This window comes from Pseudomonas frederiksbergensis (assembly GCF_035751725.1).
Taxonomy (GTDB): domain Bacteria; phylum Pseudomonadota; class Gammaproteobacteria; order Pseudomonadales; family Pseudomonadaceae; genus Aquipseudomonas; species Aquipseudomonas frederiksbergensis_A.
This window is the reverse complement of record NZ_CP142104.1, coordinates 1102395-1128367: the sequence shown is the minus strand read 5'-3', so window position 1 is coordinate 1128367 and position 25973 is coordinate 1102395. Positions and strand designations below refer to the sequence as shown.

Genomic DNA, 25973 nt, shown 5'->3' with positions numbered 1-25973 from the left:
ACTGTTTAGAAGTTGCCTTTGACCCAAGCCTGGAGCCGCTCGAACAGCGGTGCCTTCGGCTCGTCGCTGCTGTAGCTGTCGCGGCTGCCTATCCCCGAGAACGAAATCCCGTCGGATTGCTTCTGCAGGCCGTACATCAACAGGCCCACGCCGGTGGAATAGATCGGATTGCGGACCACGTCATCCAGGCCCTTGACGCCGTGGGGCACGCCCAGGCGCACCGGCATATGGAAGATCTCCTCGGCCAGCTCGACGGCGCCTTCCATCTTCGACGTACCGCCGGTCAGCACGATGCCGGCCGGGATCAGGTCTTCGTAGCCACTGCGACGCAGTTCGGCCTGGATCAGCGTGAACAGCTCGTCGTAGCGCGGCTCGACCACTTCGGCCAGGGCCTGGCGCGACAGTTCGCGCGGAGGACGGTCGCCGACGCTTGGCACCTTGATGGTTTCACCGGCACCGGCCAGTTTCGCCAGGGCGCAGGCGTAGCGGATCTTTATTTCCTCGGCATACTGGGTCGGGGTGCGCAACGCCATGGCGATGTCGTTGGTCACCTGGTCGCCGGCGATCGGGATCACGGCCGTATGGCGAATCGCGCCTTCGGTGAAGATCGCGATGTCAGTGGTGCCGCCGCCGATGTCCACCAGGCAAACGCCCAGCTCTTTCTCGTCGTCGGTCAGCACCGAGTAGGCCGAGGCCAGTTGCTCAAGGATGATGTCGTCGATTTCCAGGCCACAGCGGCGCACGCATTTCTCGATGTTCTGCGCAGCGTTCACCGCACAGGTCACCACGTGGACCTTGGCTTCCAGGCGCACGCCGGACATGCCCAGGGGCTCGCGCACGCCTTCCTGGTTATCGATCACGTAGTCCTGCGGCAGGGTGTGCAACACACGCTGGTCGGCCGGGATCGCCACGGCCTGGGCCGCGTCGAGTACGCGCTCGAGGTCGGCGGAGCTGACTTCGCGATCACGAATCGCCACGATGCCGTGGGAATTCAGGCTGCGGATGTGATTGCCCGCCACGCCGACGAATGCCGAGTGAATCCGGCAACCGGCCATCAGTTGCGCCTCTTCGATGGCGCGCTGGATCGATTGCACGGTGGACTCGATGTTCACCACCACGCCTTTTTTCAAGCCGCGGGACGGGTGTGTACCGATCCCGACGATGACCAGCGTGCCGTCGTCCGCGACTTCGCCTACCAGCGCCACCACTTTGGAAGTGCCGATATCGAGACCGACGATCATTTTCCCGCTTTGCACGTTTGCCATGGGTCCTGCCTCTTCTTAATTCTTCGCGACGGCGGGTTCGGCCGTCGTCGGCGCTACCGGTTCCCGCCAGCCAACAGCCAGGCCGTTGGCGTAGCGCAGATCGATTCGCGCAATGTTCGTAATCTGTTCTTTGAGCGTCTTGTCATAGATGGCAATGAAGCGGCGCATCTTTTCCACCAGGTTGCCGCGCCCGAGCAAAAGCTCGATGCCCGGTCCCGAGCTGCCCGCGCCAGTGGTCAGGAACCAGCTGCCGCGCTCACGCAGTTCCAGGCGCGCGATGGAGAAGCCCAATGGCCGCAGCATCTGGCTCAACACCTGGTATTGCTGCATCACTTTCTGCTGGGCCCGCTGTGGACCGAACAGTTGTGGCAAATGTTCATAATTGGCCAGTTCCCGTGGCGTAAACGCCTGGCCCTGGTTGTTCAACAGCGACTCGTCGCCCCAACGGGCCACCGGCAGTTGTTCTTCCAGGCGAATCGACACCTGGTCGGGCCACACCCGCCGTACTTCGGCGTGGGCGATCCACGGCATCTGCTCCAGCTCCGTGCGCATGCCCGCCAGGTCGATGGTGAAGAAGCTCGACGCGACGAACGGGGCGATCCGCTGTTGCACCGCCTGCTGGCTGATGTAGCTCAGGTCGCCCTGGACGTTGATCCGGGCAATCGGCCGGTCGGCATAAGGCAGCAACCGTTGCGCGCCTTCATACGTACCGAACCCCAACGCCACCAGCATCACAGGCCAGAACAGGCTCTTGAGAAAACCAAGATTGGCTTTCGGCAAGCGCGCCGACATCGGCTCCTTGGCCACCATTCGGCTGGCACCCCGCGGCACCGGCTTGCGACCGGGTGCGGATGGCTGATGACGAAGCGATGCGCCTTGCATGGCTTAACCTCTTGGCTCTTGGTTGCCGACGCTGGCAGCCAGGATCGACAGCACCAGTTGCTGGAAATCCAGCCCGGCGGCACGGGCCGCCATCGGCACCAGGCTGTGATCGGTCATGCCGGGAGCAGTGTTAACTTCCAGGAACCAGAACTGCCCGTCGGCGTCCTGCATCACGTCCGCTCGGCCCCAACCGGCGATACCCAGCGCCTCACACGCCTTGGCGGTGAGGTCCATCAGTTCTTTTTCCTTGGCGGCATCCAGTCCGCAGGGAACGCGGTACTGGGTATCGTTGGCGATGTACTTGGCGTCGTAGTCGTAGAACGTGTGGGGCGTACCCAGCGCAATCGGGGGCAGCACCTGGTCACGCAGGGTGGCGATGGTGAACTCGGGACCGGTGATCCACTGTTCGACCAATACTTGCGAATCGTAGGAACTGGCGTCCTTCCAGGCTGCGGTCAACTCAGGCAGCGAATTCACTTTCGCCATGCCGATACTTGAACCTTCATGGGCCGGTTTGACGATCAAAGGGAAGCCCAGTTCCGTCGCCGCGCAAATACAATCGGCTTCGGACGCCAGCACGGCGTGACGCGGCGTCGGGATCCCGAGGCTGTGCCAGACCTGCTTGGTGCGCAGCTTGTCCATTGCCAGCGCGGACGCGAGGATGCCGCTGCCGGTATAGGGAATGCCCAGGCATTCGAGCAGGCCTTGCATGCTGCCGTCTTCACCGCCACGGCCGTGAAGGATGATGAACGCACGGTCGATCTTTTCGCTGAGCAGGCGCTGCAGGAAATCGTCGCCCACGTCGATGCCGAAGGCGTCGACGCCGGCGCTTTGCAGGGCTTGCAGCACGGCGTTGCCGGATTTGAGGGAGACCTCGCGCTCGGCGCTCTTGCCACCGAACAGCACGGCAACGCGGCCGAAGGCTTTCGGATCGAGGGTCGAGACCAGGTTGGCGTAGGCAGCAGTCATTTCAGTTTCCCCTCGCTGGAGGCCACGATGGCTCCGGCGAATAACGGACTGTTCAACAGTTTCGGGGCCAGGCCACCGATGTCACCGGCACCCTGGCACAGCAGGATGTCGCCGGCGCGCAGCAGCGGCTTGACCAGCGGCGCGAGGTCCACGCCGCGTTCGATGTAGATCGGGTCCAACTGGCCGCGCTGACGGATGCTGTGGCACAGCTGACGGCTGTCAGCGCCGGGAATCGGCTCTTCGCCGGCCGGGTAGACTTCCATCAACAGCAACACGTTGGCGTCGGCCAGCACCTGGACGAAATCGTCATACAGGTCGCGTGTGCGGCTGTAGCGGTGCGGCTGGTAAACCATCACCAGGCGCCGCTCCGGCCAGCCGCCGCGCACGGCCTTGATCACGGCCGCGACTTCGGTCGGATGGTGGCCATAGTCGTCCACCAGCATCACGTTGCCGCCGTCCACCGGCAGTTCGCCGTAGACCTGGAAACGCCGCCCCACGCCCTGGAACCCGGACAGGCCCTGGACGATAGCCTCATCGCTTACGCCTTCGTCGGTGGCGATGCAGATGGTCGCCAAGGCGTTGAGCACGTTGTGGTTGCCCGGCATGTTCACCGACACATCCAACGGCTCGCGCTCAGGACGCAGCACGGTGAAGAACGTCTGCATGCCCTGCTGGCGCACGTTGATGGCGCGAACGTCGGCGTCTTCGCCAAAGCCATAGGTCACGGTCGGACGCTTGATCAGCGGCAGGATTTCACGCACCACCGGGTCGTCCAGGCACACCACCGCCAGACCGTAGAACGGCAGGTTGTGCAGGAACTCAACGAAGGTTTTCTTCAGTTTGTTGAAGTCACCGTCGTAGGTCGCCATGTGGTCGGCGTCAATGTTGGTGACGACGGCGACCAGCGGTTGCAGGTGCAGGAAGCTCGCATCGCTCTCGTCGGCTTCGGCAATCAGGTAACGGCTGGTGCCGAGCTGGGCATTGGTGCCCGCAGCGTTCAGACGGCCACCGATCACGAACGTCGGGTCCAGGCCACCGGCGGCGAACACAGAGGCGATCAGGCTGGTGGTGGTGGTCTTGCCGTGGGTGCCGGCGACCGCGATGCCGTGGCGATAACGCATCAGCTCGGCGAGCATTTCGGCACGCGGCACCACGGGAATACGGCGCTCCAGGGCGGTGGCGACTTCCGGGTTGGAGGTGTTCACAGCGCTGGACACTACCAGCACGTCGGCATTGGCGGCGTTCTCGGCACGGTGGCCGATAAAGATTTGCGCACCGAAGGACTCCAGGCGCTCGGTGACCGGGGAAGCCTTCAGGTCGGAACCCGAGACCTGGTAACCCAGGTTCAGCAACACCTCGGCGATCCCGCACATGCCCACGCCGCCGATACCGACGAAGTGGATACGGCGGATACGGCGCATTTCCGGTTGCGGCATGGCTTTGCGATTCTCAACCATGGGCCACCTCCAGGCAGGTATCGACCACTTGGGCCGTGGCATCGGGTTTGGCCAGGCGGCGGGCGGCGCGGGCCATGTCTTCAAGTCGTTGCGGCTGCATCAAAACCTCTGTCAGGCGGGCGGCAAGATCCGCGGCGCCAGTCGTTCTTTGCGGCATCAGGAAGGCAGCGCCTTCACGGGCCAAATAATCGGCGTTACGGGTCTGGTGGTCGTCGATCGCATGGGGCAAAGGCACCAGCATCGAGGGCAGACCGGCGGCAGCCAGTTCACTGATGGTCAGCGCGCCTGCGCGGCAGATCACCAGGTCGGCCCAGCCATAGGCTTGGGCCATGTCTTGGATGAAAGGCTGCACTTGCGCCTCGACGCCAGCGGCGCGGTAGCGCTCGGCGGTCACTTCATCGTGGTTTTTGCCAGCCTGGTGAAACACTTCCGGGCGCAGTTCGGGGGCGACCTGCGACAGGGCTTCGGGCAGCAATTTGTTCAACGGTTCTGCCCCCAGGCTTCCGCCCAGGACCAGCAAACGCGCCTTGCGTCCAGCCAGGGCCGGGCGCGGTGTTTCGAGGAACAGCTCGGTACGCACCGGATTGCCGGTGGTGCGGCGGCTGCCCGACAGGGTAAAGGTGTCGGGAAAGGCTTCACAGACCCGAGCGGCCAACGGCACCAGTAACCGATTGGCGGTACCGGCCACGGCGTTCTGCTCGTGGACGATCACCGGCACGCCGGCCAGTTTTGCCGCAACGCCACCCGGACCGGTCACATAACCACCAAAACCGACCACGCACACCGGCCGCAGCCGACGAATGATCGCCCGCGCCTGCCAGACCGACTTGAGCAGCATCAGCGGTGCCTTGAGCAACGACAGCTTGCCCTTGCCGCGAAGGCCGCTGGCATTGATCCGATGCAACTCCAGGCCAGCGGCCGGCACCAGTTCGTTCTCGATGCCCCGTGGCGTACCCAGCCAGTGCACGGTGTAGCCGCGCGCCTGGAACTCCCGGGCACAGGCCAGCGCCGGGAACACATGCCCACCGGTACCGCCCGCCATGATCAGCACGTTAGCGCCCATGAGTCGGCTCCTCGGCGAAGTCGCTCTCCTGGAATTCCATCTCTTCGCTGCCCAAGTGGGTTCGACTCTCCCATTCGATGCGCAGCAACAGGCCGAGGCAGGCACAGCAGATCACCAGGGAACTGCCGCCATAACTGAGAAACGGCAGGGTCAGGCCCTTGGTCGGCAACAGGCCGACGTTCACACCGATATTGATCAGGAACTGGCCGATCCACAGGAACGACAAGCCATACGCCACATAGGCGGCGAAAAACTGTTTGGCCTTCTCGGCCCACAAGCCGATGTACATGCCGCGCACGCAGACGAACACGAACAGCGCGACGGTGCACAGGGAGCCCACCACACCCAGTTCTTCAGCCAGTACCGAGAACACGAAGTCGGTGTGCGCTTCCGGCAGGTAGAACTGCTTCTGCACGCTGTTGCCCAGGCCCACGCCCAGCCACTCGCCGCGACCGAAGGCAATCAGTGCCTGGGTCAATTGATAGCCGGAACCGAACTGGTCGGCCCACGGATCGGTAAAGGTGATCAGGCGCGCCATCCGATACGGTTGGGCCTGCACCAGCACCGTCACCGCCGCCACCGCCAGCACCACCATCAAGGTGAAACGGAACAGCCCGACGCCGCCCAGGAACAGCATCGCCGCCGCCGCGCCCATCATCACGACCGTGGCGCCGAAGTCCGGCTCCATCAGCAGCAGGCCTGCCATCGGCAGCAATACGATGAACGGCTTGAAGAAGCCCATCCAGCTCTCGCGTACTTCTTTCTGGCGACGCACCAGGTAGCCGGCGAGGTAGATCACCACGAAAACCTTGGCGATCTCCGAAGGCTGGACGTTGAAGAAGCTGAAGCCAATCCAGCGCATCGAGCCGTTGACCTCACGGCCAATACCCGGCAACAGCACCATCACCAACAGGCCGAAGGCACCGAGCAGCATCAGCCAGCCCAGGCGTTGCCAGGTGGCGATCGGCACCATCATGGTGACGATGCACGCGCCCAGGCCAATCACCAGGTAAATCAGGTGGCGGATCATGTGGTAAAGCGTGTTGCCCGACTGCACGGCGGCCACTTCCGACGACGCGGAGGTGATCATCACCAGGCCCAGGCCCAGCAATGCCAGGCAACCAGCGAGCATCGGGAAGTCCAGGTCGATACCGCGACCGGTGATCAGCGGCGACGGGTACGGCTTGATGATGTTCAACAGGTTCATGCCAAGTCCTCCGCCGCCTGGGCAAACAACTGCCCGCGCTCTTCGTAGTTCTTGAACATGTCGAAACTGGCGCAGGCCGGCGACAACAACACCGCGTCGCCCGGTTGAGCAAGGGCGCGGCATTGCTGCACCGCCTCGTCCAGCGAAGCGACGCGAACCAGCGGCACGGCATCGCCCAAGGCCTGTGCGATCAGTTCGCGGTCGCGGCCCATCAACACCACGGCGCGGCAGTTGGCGGCCACGGGGTCGCGCAAGTCCTTGAAGTCGGCGCCCTTGCCATCGCCACCGGCAATCAGCACCAGCTTGCCATCGATGTCCGCGCCCAGGCCTTCGATGGCCGCCAGCGCGGCACCGACGTTGGTGGCCTTGGAATCGTTGTACCAGGCCACGCCATCCAGATCGCGTACCCATTGACAGCGGTGCTCAAGGCCGCCGAAGTTGCGAAGGGCCGAAAGCATGGCGTCGAACGGCAGCCCGACCGCGTGCCCCAGCGCCAGCGCGGCCAGGGCGTTGGCCTGGTTGTGGGCGCCACGAATCTTCAATTCGCGTACCGGCATCAGGGCCTGGAATTCAAAGGCCAGGTATTTCTCGCCATTCTCTTCGCGCAACCCGAAGCCTTTGAAATCCGGGACACCGAGGCCGAAGGTCCAGCACGGCAGCCCTTCGCCCATCAACGGGCGGGTCAACGCATCCTGGCGGTTGAACACCACTTGGCGAGCGCCACGGAAAACCCGGTGCTTGGCCAGGTGATAAGCCGGCAGGCCGCTGTAGCGGTCCATGTGGTCTTCGCTGATGTTGAGCACAGTCGCCACTTCGGCGCCAAGATGGTCGGTGGTTTCAAGCTGGAAGCTCGACAGCTCCATGACGTACAGCTCGATGTCATCACTGAGCAGGTCCAGCGCCGGGGTACCCAGGTTACCGCCGACCGCGACGCGTTTGCCGGCCGCCGCGGCCATTTCACCGACCAGGGTGGTCACGGTGCTTTTCGCGTTGGAGCCGGTGATGGCGACAATCGGCGCCTTCGCGTTACGCGCGAACAGTTCGATATCGCCGGACAGCTCCACGCCACGGGCGGCGGCAGCCTGCAGGGCTGGGGTCGCCAGGGCCAGGCCGGGGCTCACGTAGAGCTCGTCGGCGCGGCACAGGAACTCGACGTCCAGCTCGCCACAACGCACGTCCACCTGTGGATAGTCACGGCGCAGCGTGGCCAGCTCAGGCGGATTTTCCCGCGTATCGGCCACGGCAAACGACACGCCCCGGTTCGCCAGGAAGCGAACCAGGGACATGCCGCTCTTGCCGAGGCCGACAACGATGCGGAAGTGGTCAGAAGCGATCAGGGACACTCGTTCTACCTCAGCTTCAGGGTGGCAAGGCCGATCAGCACCAGAATCACGGTGATGATCCAGAAACGGACGATCACGCGTGGCTCGGGCCAGCCCTTGAGTTCAAAGTGGTGGTGGATCGGCGCCATGCGGAATACGCGGCGGCCGGTCAATTTAAAGGAGGCAACCTGAATGACGACTGACAGGGTCTCCATCACGAACACACCGCCCATGATGAACAGGACGATTTCCTGGCGAACGATCACGGCAATAGTGCCCAGGGCCGCGCCCAGCGCCAGGGCGCCGACGTCGCCCATGAAGACTTGCGCCGGGTAGGTGTTGAACCACAGGAAGCCGAGGCCGGCACCGATCAGCGCACCGCAGAATACGATCAGCTCGCCCGCGCCAGGCACATAAGGAATCAGCAGGTATTCGGCGAATTTCACGTTACCCGACAGGTAGCAGAAAATCCCCAGGGCGCCGCCAACCATGACCGTAGGCATGATCGCCAGGCCGTCGAGGCCGTCGGTGAGGTTGACCGCGTTACTCGAACCGACGATGACCAGGTAAGTCAGCACGATGAAACCTGCGCCAAGCGCAATGCTGTAGTCCTTGAGCATCGGCAGGATCAGGGTGGTTTCCACCGGCGAGGCGGCGGTCATGTAAAGGAAGATCGCCGCGCCGAGGCCGAACACCGATTGCCAGAAATACTTCCAGCGGCTTGGAAGCCCACGGGAGTTCTTTTCGATGACCTTGCGGTAGTCGTCGACCCAACCGATGGCGCCGAAGAACAAGGTCACCAGCAGCACGACCCAGACGTAACGGTTCGCCAGGTCGGCCCAGAGCAAGGTGCTGATGCCGATGGAGGACAGGATCAGCGCGCCGCCCATGGTCGGCGTGCCGGACTTGGACAGGTGCGACTGCGGGCCGTCGTTACGGACCGACTGGCCGATCTGCAGGTTCTGCAGGGTGCGAATCATCCACGGGCCCAGGAACAGCGACAACGACAGCGCGGTCAGCACACCCAGGATCCCGCGCAGGGTCAGGTACTGGAAGACCGCGAAGCCTTTGTGGAACTGTTGCAGGTACTCCGCTAGCAGCAGCAGCATTAATGTTTCTCCATACGGGTGCCGCACAAAGCCGCGACGATGTTTTCCATCGCCGCACTGCGTGAGCCCTTGATCAATAAGGTGGTGTTCGGGTCTTGCTCGGCACCCAGGGCCTGGATCAGCTCGGCCTGGGTCGTGAAATGCTGTGCGTGCTCGCCAAACGCCGCGACCGCATGGGCCATCATCGGGCCGACGGCATAAAGCGCATCGACCTTGCCACGCGCATACGCGCCGACGTCGTGATGGCCTTGCTGCGCCCACTCGCCCAGTTCACCGATATCGCCGAGCACCAGCACGGTACGACCGGAGAAACCGGCGAGGATATCCACGGCCGCGCACATCGAGGTCGGGTTGGCGTTGTAGGTGTCGTCGATGACGCGCATGCCATTGCTGGCCAGTTGCGCGACGGAGCGCCCCTTGACCGGTTGCACCGCGTTCAACCCGGCGACGATGCCCGGCAGCGATACACCCAATGCATGGGCGGCAGCCGCGGCGGCCAGGGCATTGGCAACGTTATGGGTGCCCAGCAGGTTCAACTGCACGCGCTCTGCCCCGTCCGGGCTATGGAGGTTGAAGGCCGGGCAACCGCGGGCATCGCGATCCAGGTCGCTGGCATAGAAATTCGCGGCGAGGTTGCTCAGGGCAAAGGTCAGCACCTTGCGCTCGCCCGCCCGGGCCTTCCAGATTTCGAAGGCCTTGTCGTCGAGATTCAGCACGGCGACGCCATTGGCATCCAGCCCCTCGATGATCTCGCCCTTGGCCTCGACGATTTTTTCCGGGCCGCCGAACTCGCCGACATGGGCGGTCCCGGCGTTGTTGAGCACCGCCACGTGGGGCTTGGTCATCGCCACGGTGTAGGCGATCTCGCCGAGCCGCGAGGCACCCAGCTCGATGACGGCGGCACTGTGCTCCGGTGCAAGTTCGAGCAAGGTCAGCGGCACGCCAAGGTCATTGTTCAGGTTGCCACGGGTCGCCAACACCGGACCGCGGGTGCGCAGGATGCTGGCAAGCATTTCCTTGACCGTGGTCTTGCCGCTGGAGCCGGTGATGGCCGCAACGGGGTGGGCAAACGCCGCACGGTTCAGCGCACCGAGCTTGCCCAGCGCCTGGCGAGTGTCGCTGACCAGCAATTGCGGCAGCGTGTTATTGGTCACTTCACGCTCGACCAACGCCGCGACCGCGCCTTTGGCGGCCACTTCATTCAGGTAATCATGTCCATCGAAACGCGGCCCGGCCAGGGCAACGAACAATTGGCCCGGCGCGATCGCCCGGCTGTCGATGCTGACGCCGTTGAAACTGGCGTCTGCGGCAACCAGGCGCGCATTCAGGGCATTGGTCAGTTCGCCGAGTTTCCAAGCCTTAAGCATGGGCCACCTCCCATGCGGTCAATGCGTGATCGGCTTCCACCAGATCGGAGAACGGGTGGCGCTCGCCGTTGATTTCCTGGTAATCCTCGTGACCCTTGCCAGCCAGGACGATGACATCGTCCGCCGAAGCACTGGCGATCAACTGGCCGATGGCCTGGCCGCGACCGGCGACGAAGGTGACGTTATCCACCTCGGTAAAGCCGGCGCGAATGTCGTCGAAAATCCGCAATGGGTCTTCGCTGCGCGGGTTGTCGTCAGTAACGAGCACGCCGTCCGCCAGCCGCTCCACGACTTCGGCCATCAACGGGCGCTTGCCACGATCGCGATCGCCGCCGCAGCCGAACAGGCACAGCAGCCGGCCCTTGGCGTGAGGACGCAGGGCCGTGAGGACTTTTTCCAACGCGTCCGGGGTGTGGGCGTAATCGACGACCACCAACGGTTGAGTCCCGCCGCCCAGGCGCTGCATGCGTCCGGCCGGGCCTTCGAGCTTCGGCAGCACCTTGAGGATTTCATCGAGTGCATAATCCAGCCCGAGCAAGGCGCCGATAGCGGCCAATACGTTGCTCAGGTTGAAGCGGCCCAGCAAAGTGCTGCGCAAATGGTGTTCACCCTGGGGGGTGACCAACGTGGCGCGCACGCCCTCGTCGTCGAACTGTGCCTGGCGTACATAAAGGTAGGCGCTGGCGTCTTCGAGGCTGTAGGTGATCAAGCGCGATTCGCGGGACTCGGCGGCCAGTTGCCGGCCAAACTCGTCATCGATATTGATGACCCGGCATTTCAGGTTGTTCCAGGCAAACAGTTTGGCCTTGGCCTCGCCATAAGCCTGCATCGTGCCGTGGTAATCCAGATGATCGCGGGACAGGTTGGTCAGCACGGCAACGTCGAAGGCCAGGGCGGTGACGCGACCTTGATCGAGGCCATGGGAAGAGACTTCCATCGCAACGGCCTTGGCACCGGCCTTCTTCAGGTCGGCCAGGGTCGCCTGCACGGCAATCGGGTTTGGCGTGGTGTGCAATCCGCTCTGCAGCGCGCCGTGAAAACCGTTGCCCAGCGTCCCGACGATGCCGCAATGCTGCCCGAGCAGGTCCAGCGCCTGGGCCACCAGTTGGGTCACGCTGGTCTTGCCGTTGGTACCGGTCACGCCGATCAGGTTCAGGTGCCGGCTCGGCTCGCCATAAAAGCGCCCGGCGATGTCCGACAACTGCGCCGCCAAGCCCTTGACTGGTATCAGCGGGACGTCGGTAATGGGCAGCACGGTTGCGCCGTTGACTTCATAGGCTACCGCGGCCGCTCCGCGCTTCAAGGCGTCGGCGATGTGGTCACGGCCATCGACGCGAGCGCCCGGCACCGCCAGGAACAGGTCCCCGGCACGCACGTCGCGACTGTCCAGCGCCAATTCGCGAATCAGCAGGTCATGGCCGGCATGGGCAAAAATCTTGTTCAGGCTCAGGGACATCAGCCACGCCCTCCTTCGGCTTTCAAGGGAATGACCGGTGCGGTGTTGGCCTGCTGGGTCGGTGGCAGGTTATCCGGGGTAACGTTCATCAGGCGCAGGGTGCCGGACATCACTTTGCTGAACACCGGAGCGGAAACCAGGCCGCCGAAATAACCGGCCTTGCTCGGCTCGTCGATGACCACCACGATGGCGTAGCGCGGGTCGCTCATCGGACCGAAGCCGGCGAACAGCGAGCGATAGGAGTTCTCGGCATAACCCTTGGTGCCCACGGATGTCTTGCGCGCCGTACCGGACTTGCCGGCAACGTGGTAAGCCGGCACTTGGGCACGATAGACACCGCGCGGCGCCTCGATCACCTGTTGCAACATGCCTTGCATGGTCTTGGCGACGTCTTCCGGAATCACTTGGGTGGTTTGCGGCGCCTTGTCGGTCTTGATCAACGTCAGCGGTGCGATCCGACCGTTGTTGGCCAGCGCCGAGAAGGCGTGGACGAGCTGGATCGCCGTCACGGAAACACCGTAGCCATAGGACAGCGTGGCGGTTTCAGCCTTGCGCCATTCGCGGTAGTTGGGCAGGTTGCCGACGCGCTCGCCCGGGAAGCCCAGGCCGGTATCCTGGCCGAGGCCGATTTTCTGTGCCAGACGATAAATCGCCTCGCCACCGATATCGAAGGCGATCTTGCTCATGCCGACGTTACTGGAGTTGATCAGGATGCCAGTCAGGTCGAGCACCGGGCCTTCGGTCTTGGACACGTCACGAATGGTGTACTTGCCGATCTGCAGGGTCCCCGGATACACCTCGACGGTGTCGCCCGGCTTCCAGCGCCCGGTTTCCAGGGCAGCGGCCATGGACACGGCCTTCATGGTCGAACCCGGCTCGAACACGTCGATCATCGCGCGGTTGCGCATCATCGCCGGTTGCAGGTTGCGGCGGTTGTTCGGGTTGTAGGTCGGCTGGTTGACCATGGCGAGGATTTCGCCGGTCTTCACGTCCATGATCACCAGGCTGCCGGCCTTGGCACCGTTCTCGACGATGGCATTGCGCAGCTCGCGGTTGGCCAGGTATTGCAGGCGCAGGTCAATGGACAACGCCAAGGGCTTTCCGGCCTTGGCGTTTTTGGTGACTTGGACATCCTTGATCAGCCGGCCGCGCCGGTCCTTGATGACCTGGCGCTTGCCGGCGACCCCGGCGAGCCATTCGTCATAGGCCAGTTCGACCCCTTCGCGCCCTCGATCATCGATATCGGTAAAGCCGACCATGTGGGCCGTGACTTCTCCGGCCGGGTAGAAACGCCGGAACTCTTCGATGCCGTAGACACCGGGCACTTTCAGATCGAGCACACTCTGGCCTTGCTCGGGCGTCAACCCGCGCACCAGGTAGATGAATTCTTTGTTCGCCTGGGCTTCAAGACGCTCGGCCAGGGCCTTGGGGTCCTGGCCAAGGGCAGCGGCCAATGCCGGCCACTTTTCCTTGGCCTGCTGCATTTCCTTGGCGTTCGCCCACAACGTCGTCACCGGCGTACTCACGGCCAATGGTTCGCCATTGCGGTCGGTGATCAGGCCACGGTGGGCGGGGATCGGAATATGACGCACGCTGCGCGCATCGCCCTGCTCCTTGAGAAAGTCACGATCGACGACCTGCAGGTCGATGATGCGCCACGAAATCGCCGCAACCATGAGCCCGAGCAGGCTCAGGACCAGACGAAACCGCCACGGGAACAGCGCACCTTCGAGTTTCATCATGGCGCCACCATCTGCACTTCGGCGGCGCCGGGGATGCGCATTTTCAGTTGTTCGGTGGCCAATACTTCGATGCGACTATGGGCCGTCCAGGTACTCTGCTCCAGGATCAACCGGCCCCACTCGGCCTGCGCCTTGTCGCGCACGCTCAGCTCGCTATAAAGAGTGTTGAGCAACTGCCGGTTCCAGTGCGCGCTATAGGACACGGCGATGGCCGACACGAGCACGCCCACGAACAACAGCAGCATGAAAAAGCTGCCGCCCGGCAGGGGCTTGGCGAAGAGCTTGCTCACCGCAACTTCTCCGCGACACGCATGACGGCGCTACGGGCGCGTGGGTTGGCCTTGAGTTCGGCTTCGGAGGCGAACTGCGCTTTGCCGTGGATCTTGATTTTCGGTACGAAAGCCTCGAAACGCACCGGCAGGTTGCGCGGCAGGTTATCGGCTTCGCCTTTGGTGAGCTTGCGCATGAACAGCTTGACGATGCGGTCTTCCAGGGAATGGAAGCTGATCACCACCAGCCGGCCACCGATCTCCAGCGCCTCAAGGGCGGCTTCGAGACCCACTTCCAGGTCGCCCAGTTCGTTATTGACGTGGATGCGCAAACCCTGGAAAGCACGGGTCGCCGGGTTCTTGCCCTTCTCCCATGCGGGGTTGGCAACCTTCAGCACTTCGGCCAGGTCACCGGTGCGTTCGAAAGGCTTGATTTCGCGGCGTTCGACCACGGCACGGGCCATGCGGCCGGAGAAACGCTCTTCACCGTATTCTTTAAAGACACGGGCGATTTCTTCCACTGGCGCGGTGTTGACGAATTCGGCGGCACTGATGCCGCGGGACGGGTCCATGCGCATGTCCAACGGACCGTCATTGAGGAAACTGAAGCCGCGCTCCGGGTCATCCAGTTGCGGCGACGACACGCCCAGGTCGAGCAGCACGCCACTGACTTTGCCGGCCAGGCCACGCTCGGCGACTTCGGCGCCCAGCTCGGCAAAGCTGCGCTGCACAACGACAAAGCGGCCGTCTTCGGCCGCCAGCGCTTGCCCGGTGGCAATCGCTTGAGGATCCTTGTCAAACCCCAGCAATCGACCGTCCGGACCGAGCTGGCTGAGAATCAGCCGGCTGTGTCCGCCACGCCCGAACGTACCATCCAGATAGCAGCCATCAGGACGTACGGCGAGAGCCTCGACGGCCTCGTCAAGCAGTACGGTGATGTGGTTAAAGCCGCTATCAATAGTCACAGGATCAAATCACGCAGTTCATCAGGCATGGCGCCCGGTTGTTGAATAGCAGCGAGGTCAGCGGCAGAAACCGCATTCCAGGCATCTTCGTCCCACAGTTGGAACTTGTTCAGTTGACCGACCAGCATCGCGCGCTTGTCCAGCTTGGCGTACTCGCGCAGGCGCGGCGGCACCAGGAAACGACCGCTGCCGTCGAGCTCGAGGTCGACGGCATTACCAATCAGCAAGCGTTGCAGACGGCGGTTTTCTTCACGCAGCGAAGGCAAGGCGCGCAGCTTGGTTTCGATGATTTCCCACTCATCCAGCGGATAAACGCACAAACATGGGTCAACAGCGTCGATCGTGACGATTAACTGCCCGGAACTTCGCGAAACGAGCTCGTCACGATACCGGCTGGGCATGGCGAGCCGGCCTTTTGCATCGAGACTGATAGCGTTAGCTCCGCGAAACACGTCAGCGTTTCTCCACTTTTTTGCGTTTTACCTTCAAAAAAACCCACTTCGTGCCACTTTCCGCCACTTGCGCACACTATAGGAATGCGCCCACCGCACCGTCAAGGCGCGGGATGAAGGAAAAGCCTTATAGATCGGAGATTTAGGAGCGTTTCAGGAGGGGCAACAAGAATTTGGCGTAGGAAATTTCGCTCCAACCTGAGGCAGCACAGGGGACTGCGCGCACAAGTTAAAGTGATTTGTTAAGAGTAAGATTTTTTTGGTATTAGGAACTGCGTCTGCCTTTGATTCCGGCAGGGAGGGGAAGGTGGAGAGTCGATCTGTAAGCCGGGTTCTGTCTTGAACAGTCATTCGTCTACGATGGCCATCACTGGACATCTTTAGCAACCTACCCGGTCCCAGCGCGGGCCACGCCTTGGGACCCTATTTGGTCTTGCTCCAAGTGGGGTTTACCTAGCCACGAACTGTTGCCAGCCGTGCGGTGCGCTCTTACCGCACCTTTTCACCCTTACCGGCACCGAAGCGCTTAGGCGGTTATTTTCTGTGGCACTTTCCGTAGGCTCACGCCTCCCAGGCATTACCTGGCACTTCGCCCTATGGAGCCCGGACTTTCCTCCCCCCCCTAATTTTCATAGAGGGCAGCGACTGTCCGATCGACTCTCCGCCGCGAAGGTTAACGGCAGAGCGCCTCAAGAACAAGCGGTAAAAGCCCTTGGCCAGCCCGACACCCCGGTTTCATTGGCCTTTCTGTTTTTCCAACGCGACCTGATACAGCACATTCTTGCGCTCGCCTGTGATCTGCGCGGCAAGGGCTGCGGCGCGCTTGAGGGGCATCTCTTCCAGTAACAGATCGAGCACGCGCATCGCCTCGCTGCTGACCGCATCTTCGTTTTCAGGCGGCGTCCAACCCGCCACCAGCACGACACACTCGCCACGCTGCTGATTGCTGTCGTTCTCGACGAAGGCCCGCAGCTCTGCCAATGGCAGGCCCTTGAGGGTTTCAAAAGTCTTGGTCAACTCACGGGCCAACAACGCCTGGCGCTCGGGACCGAACACCTGCTCCATGTCTTGCAGGCATTCCAGAATGCGGTGCGGCGCCTCATAGAAAATCAGTGTACGAGGCTCTTCCTTTATAGCTTCCAGACGCGCTCGCCGCCCCACCGCCTTGGCCGGCAGGAAACCTTCGAAAATGAAACGGTCGGACGGCAAGCCGGCCGCCGACAGCGCCGCAATCAACGCGCAAGCCCCCGGCACCGGCACCACATTGATGCCGGCAGCGCGGGCCTGGCGCACCAGGTGATAACCCGGATCGGAAATCAGCGGCGTGCCGGCATCGGAAATCAGCGCCACGTTATCACCTGCCAACAGCCGGGTGATGAACCGACTGCCTTCGTCCCGCTCATTGTGCTCATGGCACGCCGCCAACGGCGTCGAAATCCCGAAATGCTGCAGCAGGCGTTGGGAATGGCGCGTGTCTTCGGCGGCGATAAGAGCCACCTCCCTCAGGATCTTCAGTGCCCGGGCGCTGATATCGTCCAGGTTGCCGATGGGCGTCGCCACCACATAAAGCGAGCCGGCAGCGGAATTCAAAGCACCTGGAGCAGTCAAAACGCGTACCTCATGATCGGTAAAACGGCCATTGTAGCGTGTTGCGGCGAGGGGATTTAGCGAAACGTCGCACCGCCCCACAGGTATGGTGCTTCCACCGAGTGAGTGACGTCTTTTGTGCTGCGCCGCACCCTTTGAAATACCTAAATCAATCGATTCACACCAGTAACATCGCGCCCCGGCCAGTGCTTGGGTACAATTCGACGCTAATTTGATCTCGTATCAGGAACACTTACATGATCGCTTGCCTGCGGCTGCTCTCCGCCCTCTGCCTCGCTGCCCTACTGGCGGCTTGCGCCAGCTCGCCTTCGTCCAGCCTTGGCGAACTCCCACGGACCCCGGATGCCAGTATCGAGCAACTGCTCGAACAGGCCACCCAAAGCAAAACACCGGAAAAAGCCGCCCTGTTGCGCCTGAGCGCCGCAGACCTGGCGTACCGCCAGGGCAATGCCGGCCAGTCCGCACAGATCCTGCAGCAGGTGCCGATGGAGCAACTCAAGCCCGGCCAGCAGATTTTCGCCAGCACGTTGTCGGCCGAACTGGCAATGACCCGCAACCAGCCCAAGGCAGCGCTGACGTCCCTGGGCCATCCGAGCCTGCAACACCTGAGCGAAATGCCAGTAGAACAGCAGGTCCGCACCGGCACCGTTCGTGCTCGCGCCCTTGAGGCAGATGGCCAGACATTGGCCGCCGCCAAGGAACGGATCTTCATTGCCCCGTTGCTGGAAGGCGAAGCCGCGGCGAAAAACCACGAAGCGATCTGGTCACTGATCGCCTCGCTGCCTACCGACCAACTGCAACCGACCACCACCGATGACCTCGGCGGCTGGCTGAGCCTGGCCAAGTCCGTGAAAACAGCCGGCACCTTGGAGCAACAACAGGCCGCCATCGATAGCTGGCGCGAACAGAACCCGAAACACCCGGCCGCGCTACAACTGCCGACTCCCCTGATCAAGCTCAAGGAACTGGCAAGCCAGCCGCTCAACAAGATCGCCTTGCTGCTGCCGCAGAACGGCCCGCTGGCTTCCGTTGCCAAAGCCCTGCGCGAAGGCTTCATGGCCGCGCACTACCAGGCGCAACAGGCCGGGCAGAAGCCGCCAAGCATCCAGATCTACGACAGCGCCAGCCTGACCTCCATGGATGAGTTCTACCGCAAGGCCCAGGCCGACGGCGTACAGCTGGTGGTCGGCCCGCTGGAAAAACCACTGGTCAAGCAGATCGCCACTCGCCCACAGTTGCCGATCACCACCCTGGCGCTGAACTACAGCGAAGGCGAACAAGGCCCACCCCAACTGTTCCAGTTCGGCCTGGCCCCGGAAGATGAGGCCCGCGAAGTATCCCGTCGCGCCCGCGCCGACGGCCTGCATCGTGCCGCCGCGATGGTGCCGAAAGGCGAATGGGGCGATCGTGTATTGAAAGCCTTCAGCCAGGACTGGCAGGCCAACGGCGGGACCATCGTTGCGATCGAGCGCGTCGACCAACCAGTGCAGCTGGCCCAGCAGATCGCCGACATGTTCCAGCTGCGCCAGAGCGAAGGTCGCGCCAAGAGCCTGCAAAACACCGTAGGCACCGCAGTGGCGGCCCAGCCTTCGCGTCGCCAGGACATCGAGTTCATTTTCCTGGCATCGACGCCACAGCAAGCCCAGCAGATCAAGCCGACCCTGAACTTCCAGTACGCTGGCGACGTGCCGGTCTACGCCACCTCTTCAGTGTTCAGTGTCAGCGGCGACCAGAACCAATACAACGACATGAACGGTGTGCGGTTCTGCGAAACACCATGGCTGCTCGACGCCAACGATCCGCTGCGCCAGCAAGTCACTGCACAATGGCCCCAGGCCGGTGGAAGCCTGGGCCGACTGTATGCGATGGGTGCCGACGCCTATCGACTCGCCCCGCGCCTTGGCCAGCTCAAGGCGTTGCCGGACAGCCGCATCGAAGGCCTGTCGGGTAGCCTGGCGATTTCGTCGACCCAACGCGTGCAACGTCAATTGCCGTGGGCCCAATTCATCAATGGCCAGGTGCAGCGCCTGCCGGATACCCAGCGCTGATGCCCGACCGATCACACTTGCAAAGCGGAAAGAATGCCGAGGGCCAAGCCCTCGCGCATCTGCAGCGAAAGGGCTTGCGCTTGCTGGCGCAGAACTGGTTGTGTAAGCGCGGCGAGCTGGATCTGGTCATGCTTGACGGCGATACAGTAGTATTCGTCGAAGTCCGCTACAGAAAAAATACCCAATGGGGCGGCGCGCTCGACAGCATCGACGAGCGCAAGCGCCGGAAGTTGATTTTCGCCGCGCAGTACTTTCTGCAACGCGAGTCTCGCTGGGCCGATTACCCCTGCCGCTTCGACGTGGTCGCCATCGACAGCAATGCCGACCAGTTGAACTGGCTGCAGAACGCCTTCGACAGTTGAACGCCCAGCCAAGCCGGACACCTTCATTTAACTTTTTTGCTCTTTGCTTTGCGCGCCGCACATGTTTGTGCCGATAAGTCGCGCTACTTAAGGTCACACAGATGGACATGCAATCGCGAATCCGCCAGCTTTTTCAGGCCAGCATCGACACCAAGCAACAGGCGATGGACGTACTTGCACCGCACATCGAGCAAGCCAGCCAAGTGATGGTCAATGCCTTGCTCAACGAGGGCAAGATGCTCTCCTGCGGCAATGGCGGTTCGGCCGGCGACGCCCAGCACTTTTCCTCGGAGCTGCTCAACCGCTTCGAACGCGAGCGCCCGAGCCTGCCGGCCATCGCACTGACGACCGACAGCTCGACGATCACCTCGATCGCCAACGACTACAGCTACAACGAAGTATTCTCCAAGCAGATCCGCGCTCTCGGCCAGCCTGGCGATGTGCTTCTGGCGATTTCCACCAGCGGCAACTCGGCCAACATTATTCAAGCGATCCAGGCCGCACATGATCGCGAAATGATTGTCGTAGCATTGACCGGTCGCGACGGCGGCGGCATGGCATCCTTGCTCTTGCCCGAGGACGTCGAGATCCGCGTACCGGCCAATGTCACCGCACGTATTCAGGAAGTCCACCTGCTGGCGATCCACTGCCTTTGCGACTTGATCGACAGCCAACTGTTCGGGAGTGAAGAATGACCCCTAATCGCCTAGGCCTTCTGGCCCTGACCCTGTGCCTCGGCATCAGCGGCTGCACATCGGTGGTTAATGCCAGCCGGGAAAAGCCGATCGAAGACGACCGCGGCACCCGCACCTTCGGCAGCAAGATCGACGACTCGCTGATCGAAACCAAAGTCGGCGTGAACATCGCCAAGGCCGACCCGGATCTGGACAACAACTCGCACATCGTCGTCACCAGCTTCAACGGCGTCGTGCTGCTGGCCGGCCAGACGCCACGCGCCGACCTCAAGGCCAAGGCCGAACAGGAAGCCAGTGCGGTGCAGCGGGTCAAGACCGTGCATAACGAGCTTCAGGTTCTGCAACCCTCCTCCCTGCTGGCGCGCCAGAACGATGCCTGGCTGACGACCAAGATCAAGACGCAGATGCTGACCGACGCCAGCATTCCGGGTTCGCGCATCAAGGTCGTGACCGAGAATGGGATTGTCTATCTGCTGGGGTTGTTGACCAAGCAAGAGGCTGCGCAGGCGACCAATCTGGTGCAGGGTGTGTCTGGGGTGCAGAAAATCGTCAAGTTGTTTGAGTACATTGACTGATTAACGAACTTCAATTGTTCAAGAAAAACGGCGCTTCTTCCGAGACGGAAAGCGCCTTTTTTTTGGCTTCATTTTCCGTGATCGGTGTGTATCGCCGTCGCTGCGGTAACGGATACAGCCACCAACCATGACAAAGAAAATGCCCACATCTCACGATACGGGCATTTTCTTAACCAAGTCACCAAGCTTTCAAACAGCCTGTCTCTGGCACATATCCAACTACTTCACCACTTTCAAGCTCGGCCGCCCGCTAGGACGCGGCGGCTCGTCATCCGGTGGCGGCATATCATCATCCGCCTCGAACTCTTCTTCACCATCCAACGGCACTTCCAACTCGAACACCATGCCCTGCCCGTTCTCCCGAGCATAGATTCCCAGGATCGAAGCAATCGGCACGTACAGCGTATGCGGCACCCCGCCGAAACGCCCTTCGAAGCTGACCGCATCGTTATCCATGTGCAGATGACGCACAGCGGCCGGCGATACGTTCAATACAATCTGCCCGTCATTGGCAAAACCCTGCGGCACCTGGACCGACGGATACTCGGCATTGACCAGCATGTGCGGGGTGCAATCGTTGTCCACAATCCACTCATAGAGCGCGCGGACCAGATAAGGTCGACTGGAGTTCATAGCGGCTCCCTAAGCCTTAGCGCATGTCACGTTCGACACCAGACAGACTCGCCTGGAATGCCTCACGCGCAAATTGGCGCTCCATATAATCAAGCAGCGGCTTGGCGGGCCGCGGCAGTTCGATACCCAGGATCGGCAAACGCCAGAGTATGGGCAATAGGCAGCAATCCACCAGACTTTGTTCCTCACTGAGGAAAAACGGCTTGTCGACGAACAGCGGCGACACGCCCGTCAGGCTTTCGCGCAGTTCCTTACGCGCCACGACCCGTGCTGGCTCCTTGGTCCGCGGATCCAGGATCAGATCCACCAACCCGCACCAGTCACGCTGGATGCGGTGGATCAGCAAACGACTGTTGGCACGCGCGACGGGGTATACCGGCAGCAAAGGCGGATGCGGATAACGCTCATCCAGGTATTCCATCACCACGGTCGACTCCCACAACGCCAGGTCTCGATCGACCAGCGTTGGCAGGCTGCCGTAAGGGTTCACCTCGATCAGCTTCGGCGGCTGACGGCCCGCTTCGACGTAAATGATCTCGGCGCTGACACCCTTCTCGGCCAGTACGATGCGTACCCGGTGGGAATAGTGGTCGGCGGGGTCGGAGTAACAGGCCAACCGATTGGTCACGCCCATGGCGATCCTCCTCGCTTGTTGAAATTATCGAAAAACGGAAAAACGAGCGCGCCCAGAGGGCGTCTCCCGTAACCACCTGGCCGACCAGGCTCGTTACACCTTCAGAGACGCCCTTGGGCGCGCACGATTAACAGCAACGGCTTACAGTTTTATCAATGCACGTCTTTCCAGTATTCACGCTTGAGCAGATATGCGAATACGAAGAAGAACGCCAGGTACAGCAATACATACGTACCGATACGCTGGTGTTCCAGCTTTACCGGGTTGGCCGAGTAGGCCAGGAAGGTCACGAGGTTCTTGACCTTCTCGTCAAACTGCTCGGGCGTCAGAGTGCCAGAATTCGGCACGATGGTCAGCTGGTCGCAGGCTTCATGAGTCAAAGCCGTGCCGGTCAGCGGATCATATTGCTTCTTGCCGTCCTCGACGATCTGAACCTGCTTGCAGCCTATCACTTGGCGACCTTGCAAGCCGACCAGTACGTTCGGCATCCCGACGTTCGGGAAGACCTTGTTGTTCACACCCCATGGGCGCGCAGGATCTTCGTAGAACGAACGCAGGTAGCCGTAGAGCCAATCGGTACCCCGCACGCGGGCCACCAGGGTCAGGTCCGGCGGCGCAGCGCCAAACCAGGTCTTGGCGTCCGCAGGCTGCATGCCGATGTTCATGTGGTCGCCCAGCTTGGCGCCAGTGAACACCAGCTTCTCAAGCATGAGCTCGTGAGGGATGCCCAAGTCATCGGCCACGCGCTCGTAGCGTTGGAACTTGGCGCTGTGACAACCCATGCAATAGTTGGCGAACGTACGGGCGCCGTCCTGCATTGCCGCTTTGTCGGAAACGTCGATGTCGACTTTTTCCAGTTCCGGCCCACTCGACGTGGACGCAAAGGACAACACAGGCAACGCAGCAAGAATCAGTACAGAAAATAGCTTTTTCATCAGCCAGTCACCCTTTCCGGAACCGGTTTGGTCTTCTCGAGCCTGGTGTAGAACGGCATCAGAATGAAGTAGGCGAAGTACAGGAAGGTGCAGACCTGCGACAGCAGCGTCCGGCCCGGTGTCGGTGCCAATACACCCAGCACGCCGAGGATTACGAACGAAATGCAGAACACCCAGAGCCAGATCTTGCTCAGCCAGCCCTTGTAGCGCATCGACTTGACAGGGCTGCGGTCCAGCCAAGGCAGGACGAACAGCACGGCAATGGCGGCGCCCATGGCGATTACGCCCAACAGCTTGTCAGGAACGGCCCGCAGGATCGCGTAGAAAGGCGTGAAGTACCAGACCGGTGCAATGTGCTCAGGGGTCTTGAAGGCGTTGGCCTGTTCGAAGTTCGGCTTCTCGAGGAAATAACCGCCCATTTCCGGGAAGAAGAACACGATGGAGCAGAAGATGAACAGGAAGACCACTACGCCGACGATGTCTTTCACGGTGTAGTACGGGTGGAAGGCGATGCCATCCAGCGGTACGCCGTTCTCGTCCTTGTGCTTCTTGATGTCCACGCCATCCGGGTTGTTCGAGCCCACTTCGTGCAGCGCCAGGATGTGCAGCACCACCAGGCCGAGGATCACGATCGGCAGTGCCACGACATGCAGGGCAAAGAAGCGGTTCAGGGTAATCCCCGAGATCAGGTAGTCACCGCGGATCCACTGGGTCAGGTCGTCGCCGATGACCGGGATCGCACCGAACAGCGAGATGATCACCTGGGCGCCCCAGTAGGACATCTGGCCCCACGGCAGCAGGTAGCCCATGAAGGCTTCGGCCATCAGCGCCAGGTAGATCAGCATGCCGAAGACCCACACCAACTCACGCGGCTTCTGGTACGAACCGTAGAGCAAACCACGGAACATGTGGAGGTAGACCACGATGAAGAACGCCGAAGCGCCGGTGGAATGCAGCAGACGCAGGATCGAGCCGTACTCGACGTCGCGCATGATGTATTCGACGGAGGCGAACGCTTCTTCTGCCGAAGGGGTGTAGCTCATCGTCAGCCAGACACCGGTGACGATCTGGTTGACCAGGACGAGCAACGCCAGGGAACCAAAGAAGTAGAAGAAGTTGAAGTTCTTCGGAGCGTAGTATTTGCTGAGATGGTCTTCCCACATTTTGGTCGCGGGAAAGCGCGCATCAACCCAATCCATTAGTTTGCTCATCACGCTTTCTCCGTATCGACGCCAACGACAATGATGTCATCGGTCTCATAGGAATGCGGGGGAACTGGCAGGTTCAGAGGTGCAGGTTGCGACTTGTAGACGCGACCGGCCAGGTCGTAGTGGGAGCCGTGGCAAGGGCAGAAATAACCACCAACCCAGTCTTTGCCCAAGTCGGCAGGGGCCACTTCGGGACGGAACGTTGGCGAGCAACCCAAGTGCGTGCAGATCCCGATCAGCAGCAGGACTTCCGGCTTGATCGAGCGAGTCTCAGGGTTGACGTATTCCGGTTGGACCGAGTTCTTGGAGGAGGGATCGGACAGCTGGCCCTCAATCTTTTTCAGATTCCCCAGGATTTCCTCTGTACGGCGGACGATGAACACCGGCTGACCGCGCCATTCAGCAATCATCTGCTGGCCTGGCTCGATCTTGCTGACATTCACTTTCACCGGTGCACCTGCGGCTTTCGCCTTGGCGCTGGGAAACCATGACCCCACGAACGGGACCGCAGCCCCCACCGCTCCTGCAGCACCCACCACGGATGTGGCTGCTACCAGGAAGCGACGCCGGCCTGCATTCACGCCGTCATTGCTCATTCAGTCCTCTCCCATCAGCTTTGTGGCCTGTTAAATCAGGCGTCTACTAAGTAAAAATCTGAACTTATAAAAATTTTGCCGAATGGTAATGAAAACCCCCAATTCTGACAAGGTAATTACCAAGCGGCGAAACCGCCAAGCCTTGTAGTATAGGGGCTCTACGAATGTGGCAAGTTGTCACAGAGCAATTATTTCGCACATAAAAAAACGCCCAGCTCCGTGAGGAACTGGGCGCCTTTTGAACGCGGAAGCGAAATTAACGCTTCGAGTACTGCGGACGCTTACGCGCTTTACGCAGACCGACTTTCTTACGTTCAACTTCGCGAGCATCGCGAGTTACGAAGCCAGCTTTACGCAGGGCGCTGCGCAGAGTCTCGTCGTAATCCATCAGGGCGCGAGTGATGCCGTGGCGGATTGCGCCAGCCTGGCCACTTACACCACCACCGATAACGGTGACGTAGATGTCGAATTTTTCGACGGTCTCGGTCAGTTCCAGCGGCTGACGAACTACCATGCGGGCAGTTTCGCGGCCGAAGAAGTTATCCAGGGAGCGGTTGTTGATGGAGATGTTGCCAGTGCCCGGACGCAGGAAAACGCGTGCGGTTGCAGTCTTGCGACGGCCAGTGCCGTAATTTTGAGTCGCCGACATAATGAACTATTCCGTTAAAACTTCAGTTCTTGGGGCTGCTGAGCAGTATGAGGGTGAGCAGCGCCCGCATAAACCTTCAGCTTACGATACATGTCGCGACCCAGCGGGTTCTTAGGCAGCATGCCTTTAACCGCGGTCTCGATCACGCGCTCAGGGGCTTTGGCGATCAGCTTTTCAAAGTTGATCGACTTGATGCCGCCAGGAAAACCGGAGTGGGAGTAGTACATTTTGTCAGTGGTTTTAGCGCCAGTAACACGTACTTGCTCGGCATTGATCACGACGATGTAGTCACCGGTGTCAACGTGAGGGGTGTACTCAGGCTTGTGCTTGCCACGCAGACGGCTCGCGATTTCGGTGGCCAGACGACCCAGGGTCTGACCAGCAGCGTCGACGACAAACCAGTCGCGCTTTACTGTTTCCGGTTTAGCAGTAAAAGTTTTCATTCTTTATAGCCTCAGGGGCCGCCCTGTAAATTAGACGGCGGATCTTACTGAATAGTGCGTAC

At 61.4% G+C, this 25973-nt stretch carries 26 protein-coding genes and 1 other RNA gene; 4 read left to right on the top strand and 23 right to left on the bottom strand.

The genetic code is table 11. The features are described from left to right. Positions 1-5: 5 nt before the first annotated feature. The 16 genes from ftsA to rsmI all read right to left on the bottom strand — a co-directional run bounded on the left by ftsA (position 6) and on the right by rsmI (position 17133). Positions 6-1265 carry a cell division protein FtsA gene (ftsA, locus tag VQ575_RS04985; protein ID WP_003205342.1) on the bottom strand — a complete coding sequence of 420 codons (1260 nt, stop codon included), beginning with the start codon at positions 1263-1265 and terminating at the stop codon, positions 6-8. 15 nt (positions 1266-1280) lie between these two features. Beyond that, positions 1281-2147 (bottom strand): cell division protein FtsQ/DivIB, encoded by an 867-nt coding sequence (locus VQ575_RS04980; protein ID WP_039591547.1) that lies wholly within the window; start codon positions 2145-2147, stop codon positions 1281-1283. A 3-nt stretch (positions 2148-2150) separates the two neighbouring features. After that, positions 2151-3116, bottom strand: a complete 966-nt coding sequence (locus tag VQ575_RS04975; protein ID WP_039591548.1) for a D-alanine--D-alanine ligase — start codon at positions 3114-3116, stop codon at positions 2151-2153. Continuing rightward, positions 3113-4573, bottom strand: a complete 1461-nt coding sequence (murC, locus tag VQ575_RS04970; protein ID WP_039591549.1) for a UDP-N-acetylmuramate--L-alanine ligase — start codon at positions 4571-4573, stop codon at positions 3113-3115. The genes VQ575_RS04975 and murC overlap by 4 nt, the downstream gene beginning before the upstream one ends. Then, a complete protein-coding gene (gene murG, locus VQ575_RS04965; protein WP_039591550.1) occupies positions 4566-5636 on the bottom strand; it encodes an undecaprenyldiphospho-muramoylpentapeptide beta-N-acetylglucosaminyltransferase in 1071 nt (356 codons plus the stop codon). The genes murC and murG overlap by 8 nt, the downstream gene beginning before the upstream one ends. Continuing rightward, positions 5626-6843 (bottom strand): putative lipid II flippase FtsW, encoded by a 1218-nt coding sequence (ftsW, locus tag VQ575_RS04960; RefSeq protein ID WP_411829926.1) that lies wholly within the window; start codon positions 6841-6843, stop codon positions 5626-5628. Before ftsW ends, murG begins: the two co-directional genes overlap by 11 nt. After that, the gene (murD, locus tag VQ575_RS04955) at positions 6840-8186 is read right to left on the bottom strand and encodes a UDP-N-acetylmuramoyl-L-alanine--D-glutamate ligase (RefSeq protein ID WP_325919182.1); all 1347 of its coding nucleotides are present in this window, start codon (positions 8184-8186) and stop codon (positions 6840-6842) included. The genes ftsW and murD overlap by 4 nt, the downstream gene beginning before the upstream one ends. 5 nt (positions 8187-8191) lie before the next feature. Then, a complete protein-coding gene (gene mraY, locus VQ575_RS04950) occupies positions 8192-9274 on the bottom strand; it encodes a phospho-N-acetylmuramoyl-pentapeptide-transferase (protein ID WP_039591553.1) in 1083 nt (360 codons plus the stop codon). Beyond that, positions 9274-10641: a UDP-N-acetylmuramoyl-tripeptide--D-alanyl-D-alanine ligase gene (locus VQ575_RS04945; RefSeq protein ID WP_045156836.1), complete on the bottom strand. Its 1368-nt coding sequence runs from the start codon at positions 10639-10641 to the stop codon at positions 9274-9276. Before VQ575_RS04945 ends, mraY begins: the two co-directional genes overlap by 1 nt. After that, positions 10634-12097, bottom strand: coding sequence for a UDP-N-acetylmuramoyl-L-alanyl-D-glutamate--2,6-diaminopimelate ligase (locus VQ575_RS04940; protein WP_039591555.1), 1464 nt, complete (start codon positions 12095-12097; stop codon positions 10634-10636). The genes VQ575_RS04945 and VQ575_RS04940 overlap by 8 nt, the downstream gene beginning before the upstream one ends. Further along, entirely contained in the window at positions 12097-13836 is a 1740-nt protein-coding gene (locus tag VQ575_RS04935; RefSeq protein ID WP_200900488.1) for a peptidoglycan D,D-transpeptidase FtsI family protein, read from the bottom strand. The genes VQ575_RS04940 and VQ575_RS04935 overlap by 1 nt, the downstream gene beginning before the upstream one ends. Then, entirely contained in the window at positions 13836-14129 is a 294-nt protein-coding gene (gene ftsL, locus VQ575_RS04930; protein WP_039591557.1) for a cell division protein FtsL, read from the bottom strand. The genes VQ575_RS04935 and ftsL overlap by 1 nt, the downstream gene beginning before the upstream one ends. Beyond that, positions 14126-15073, bottom strand: coding sequence for a 16S rRNA (cytosine(1402)-N(4))-methyltransferase RsmH (gene rsmH, locus VQ575_RS04925; protein ID WP_039591558.1), 948 nt, complete (start codon positions 15071-15073; stop codon positions 14126-14128). Before rsmH ends, ftsL begins: the two co-directional genes overlap by 4 nt. Beyond that, positions 15070-15525 (bottom strand): division/cell wall cluster transcriptional repressor MraZ, encoded by a 456-nt coding sequence (gene mraZ, locus VQ575_RS04920; protein WP_003205355.1) that lies wholly within the window; start codon positions 15523-15525, stop codon positions 15070-15072. The genes rsmH and mraZ overlap by 4 nt, the downstream gene beginning before the upstream one ends. 307 nt (positions 15526-15832) lie before the next feature. Then, positions 15833-16186: RNase P RNA component class A (gene rnpB / locus VQ575_RS04915), an RNA gene on the bottom strand. A 74-nt stretch (positions 16187-16260) separates the two neighbouring features. Continuing rightward, positions 16261-17133 (bottom strand): 16S rRNA (cytidine(1402)-2'-O)-methyltransferase, encoded by an 873-nt coding sequence (gene rsmI / locus VQ575_RS04910; protein ID WP_039591559.1) that lies wholly within the window; start codon positions 17131-17133, stop codon positions 16261-16263. A gap of 236 nt (positions 17134-17369) precedes the next feature. On the opposite strand from rsmI, the gene VQ575_RS04905 reads away from it, so the two are divergent. From VQ575_RS04905 to VQ575_RS04890, 4 genes are all read left to right on the top strand, one after another. Further along, positions 17370-19181, top strand: coding sequence for a penicillin-binding protein activator (locus tag VQ575_RS04905; protein WP_039591560.1), 1812 nt, complete (start codon positions 17370-17372; stop codon positions 19179-19181). Then, entirely contained in the window at positions 19181-19543 is a 363-nt protein-coding gene (locus VQ575_RS04900) for a YraN family protein (protein ID WP_039591561.1), read from the top strand. The genes VQ575_RS04905 and VQ575_RS04900 overlap by 1 nt, the downstream gene beginning before the upstream one ends. A 101-nt stretch (positions 19544-19644) precedes the next feature. Next, complete coding sequence (locus VQ575_RS04895) at positions 19645-20238, top strand: phosphoheptose isomerase (RefSeq protein WP_007928463.1); 594 nt, start codon at positions 19645-19647, stop codon at positions 20236-20238. Beyond that, entirely contained in the window at positions 20235-20813 is a 579-nt protein-coding gene (locus VQ575_RS04890) for a BON domain-containing protein (RefSeq protein WP_030139689.1), read from the top strand. The genes VQ575_RS04895 and VQ575_RS04890 overlap by 4 nt, the downstream gene beginning before the upstream one ends. Positions 20814-21032: 219 nt before the next feature. On the opposite strand, the gene VQ575_RS04885 is transcribed toward VQ575_RS04890, so the two are convergent. From VQ575_RS04885 to rplM, 7 genes are all read right to left on the bottom strand, one after another. After that, complete coding sequence (locus VQ575_RS04885; RefSeq protein ID WP_039591562.1) at positions 21033-21446, bottom strand: ClpXP protease specificity-enhancing factor; 414 nt, start codon at positions 21444-21446, stop codon at positions 21033-21035. 16 nt (positions 21447-21462) lie between these two features. After that, entirely contained in the window at positions 21463-22080 is a 618-nt protein-coding gene (locus VQ575_RS04880) for a glutathione S-transferase N-terminal domain-containing protein (protein ID WP_030138559.1), read from the bottom strand. A 152-nt stretch (positions 22081-22232) separates the two neighbouring features. Further along, positions 22233-23015 carry a cytochrome c1 gene (locus tag VQ575_RS04875; protein WP_039591563.1) on the bottom strand — a complete coding sequence of 261 codons (783 nt, stop codon included), beginning with the start codon at positions 23013-23015 and terminating at the stop codon, positions 22233-22235. Then, complete coding sequence (locus VQ575_RS04870) at positions 23015-24226, bottom strand: cytochrome b (RefSeq protein ID WP_039591564.1); 1212 nt, start codon at positions 24224-24226, stop codon at positions 23015-23017. The genes VQ575_RS04875 and VQ575_RS04870 overlap by 1 nt, the downstream gene beginning before the upstream one ends. Next, positions 24226-24819: a ubiquinol-cytochrome c reductase iron-sulfur subunit gene (petA, locus tag VQ575_RS04865; protein WP_039591565.1), complete on the bottom strand. Its 594-nt coding sequence runs from the start codon at positions 24817-24819 to the stop codon at positions 24226-24228. Before petA ends, VQ575_RS04870 begins: the two co-directional genes overlap by 1 nt. Before the next feature lie 256 nt (positions 24820-25075). After that, on the bottom strand, positions 25076-25468 hold the full coding sequence (gene rpsI, locus VQ575_RS04860) for a 30S ribosomal protein S9 (RefSeq protein ID WP_003228056.1): 393 nt from the start codon (positions 25466-25468) through the stop codon (positions 25076-25078). A 14-nt stretch (positions 25469-25482) separates the two neighbouring features. Further along, entirely contained in the window at positions 25483-25911 is a 429-nt protein-coding gene (gene rplM / locus VQ575_RS04855; protein ID WP_003205365.1) for a 50S ribosomal protein L13, read from the bottom strand. Between the last annotated feature and the right edge of the window lie 62 nt (positions 25912-25973).

What these genes read in the sequence shown, in the direction of transcription:
- ftsA (WP_003205342.1), bottom strand. Translation starts at nt 1,265, where the DNA reads ATGGCAAACGTGCAAAGCGGGAAAATGATCGTCGGTCTCGATATCGGC.
- VQ575_RS04980 (WP_039591547.1), bottom strand. Translation starts at nt 2,147, where the DNA reads ATGCAAGGCGCATCGCTTCGTCATCAGCCATCCGCACCCGGTCGCAAG.
- VQ575_RS04975 (WP_039591548.1), bottom strand. Translation starts at nt 3,116, where the DNA reads ATGACTGCTGCCTACGCCAACCTGGTCTCGACCCTCGATCCGAAAGCC.
- murC (WP_039591549.1), bottom strand. Translation starts at nt 4,573, where the DNA reads ATGGTTGAGAATCGCAAAGCCATGCCGCAACCGGAAATGCGCCGTATC.
- murG (WP_039591550.1), bottom strand. Translation starts at nt 5,636, where the DNA reads ATGGGCGCTAACGTGCTGATCATGGCGGGCGGTACCGGTGGGCATGTG.
- ftsW (WP_411829926.1), bottom strand. Translation starts at nt 6,843, where the DNA reads ATGAACCTGTTGAACATCATCAAGCCGTACCCGTCGCCGCTGATCACC.
- mraY (WP_039591553.1), bottom strand. Translation starts at nt 9,274, where the DNA reads ATGCTGCTGCTGCTAGCGGAGTACCTGCAACAGTTCCACAAAGGCTTC.
- VQ575_RS04945 (WP_045156836.1), bottom strand. Translation starts at nt 10,641, where the DNA reads ATGCTTAAGGCTTGGAAACTCGGCGAACTGACCAATGCCCTGAATGCG.
- VQ575_RS04940 (WP_039591555.1), bottom strand. Translation starts at nt 12,097, where the DNA reads ATGTCCCTGAGCCTGAACAAGATTTTTGCCCATGCCGGCCATGACCTG.
- VQ575_RS04935 (WP_200900488.1), bottom strand. Translation starts at nt 13,836, where the DNA reads ATGAAACTCGAAGGTGCGCTGTTCCCGTGGCGGTTTCGTCTGGTCCTG.
- VQ575_RS04905 (WP_039591560.1), top strand. Translation starts at nt 17,370, where the DNA reads ATGATCGCTTGCCTGCGGCTGCTCTCCGCCCTCTGCCTCGCTGCCCTA.
- VQ575_RS04900 (WP_039591561.1), top strand. Translation starts at nt 19,181, where the DNA reads ATGCCCGACCGATCACACTTGCAAAGCGGAAAGAATGCCGAGGGCCAA.
- VQ575_RS04895 (WP_007928463.1), top strand. Translation starts at nt 19,645, where the DNA reads ATGGACATGCAATCGCGAATCCGCCAGCTTTTTCAGGCCAGCATCGAC.
- VQ575_RS04890 (WP_030139689.1), top strand. Translation starts at nt 20,235, where the DNA reads ATGACCCCTAATCGCCTAGGCCTTCTGGCCCTGACCCTGTGCCTCGGC.
- VQ575_RS04885 (WP_039591562.1), bottom strand. Translation starts at nt 21,446, where the DNA reads ATGAACTCCAGTCGACCTTATCTGGTCCGCGCGCTCTATGAGTGGATT.
- VQ575_RS04880 (WP_030138559.1), bottom strand. Translation starts at nt 22,080, where the DNA reads ATGGGCGTGACCAATCGGTTGGCCTGTTACTCCGACCCCGCCGACCAC.
- VQ575_RS04875 (WP_039591563.1), bottom strand. Translation starts at nt 23,015, where the DNA reads ATGAAAAAGCTATTTTCTGTACTGATTCTTGCTGCGTTGCCTGTGTTG.
- VQ575_RS04870 (WP_039591564.1), bottom strand. Translation starts at nt 24,226, where the DNA reads ATGAGCAAACTAATGGATTGGGTTGATGCGCGCTTTCCCGCGACCAAA.
- petA (WP_039591565.1), bottom strand. Translation starts at nt 24,819, where the DNA reads ATGAGCAATGACGGCGTGAATGCAGGCCGGCGTCGCTTCCTGGTAGCA.
- rpsI (WP_003228056.1), bottom strand. Translation starts at nt 25,468, where the DNA reads ATGTCGGCGACTCAAAATTACGGCACTGGCCGTCGCAAGACTGCAACC.
- rplM (WP_003205365.1), bottom strand. Translation starts at nt 25,911, where the DNA reads ATGAAAACTTTTACTGCTAAACCGGAAACAGTAAAGCGCGACTGGTTT.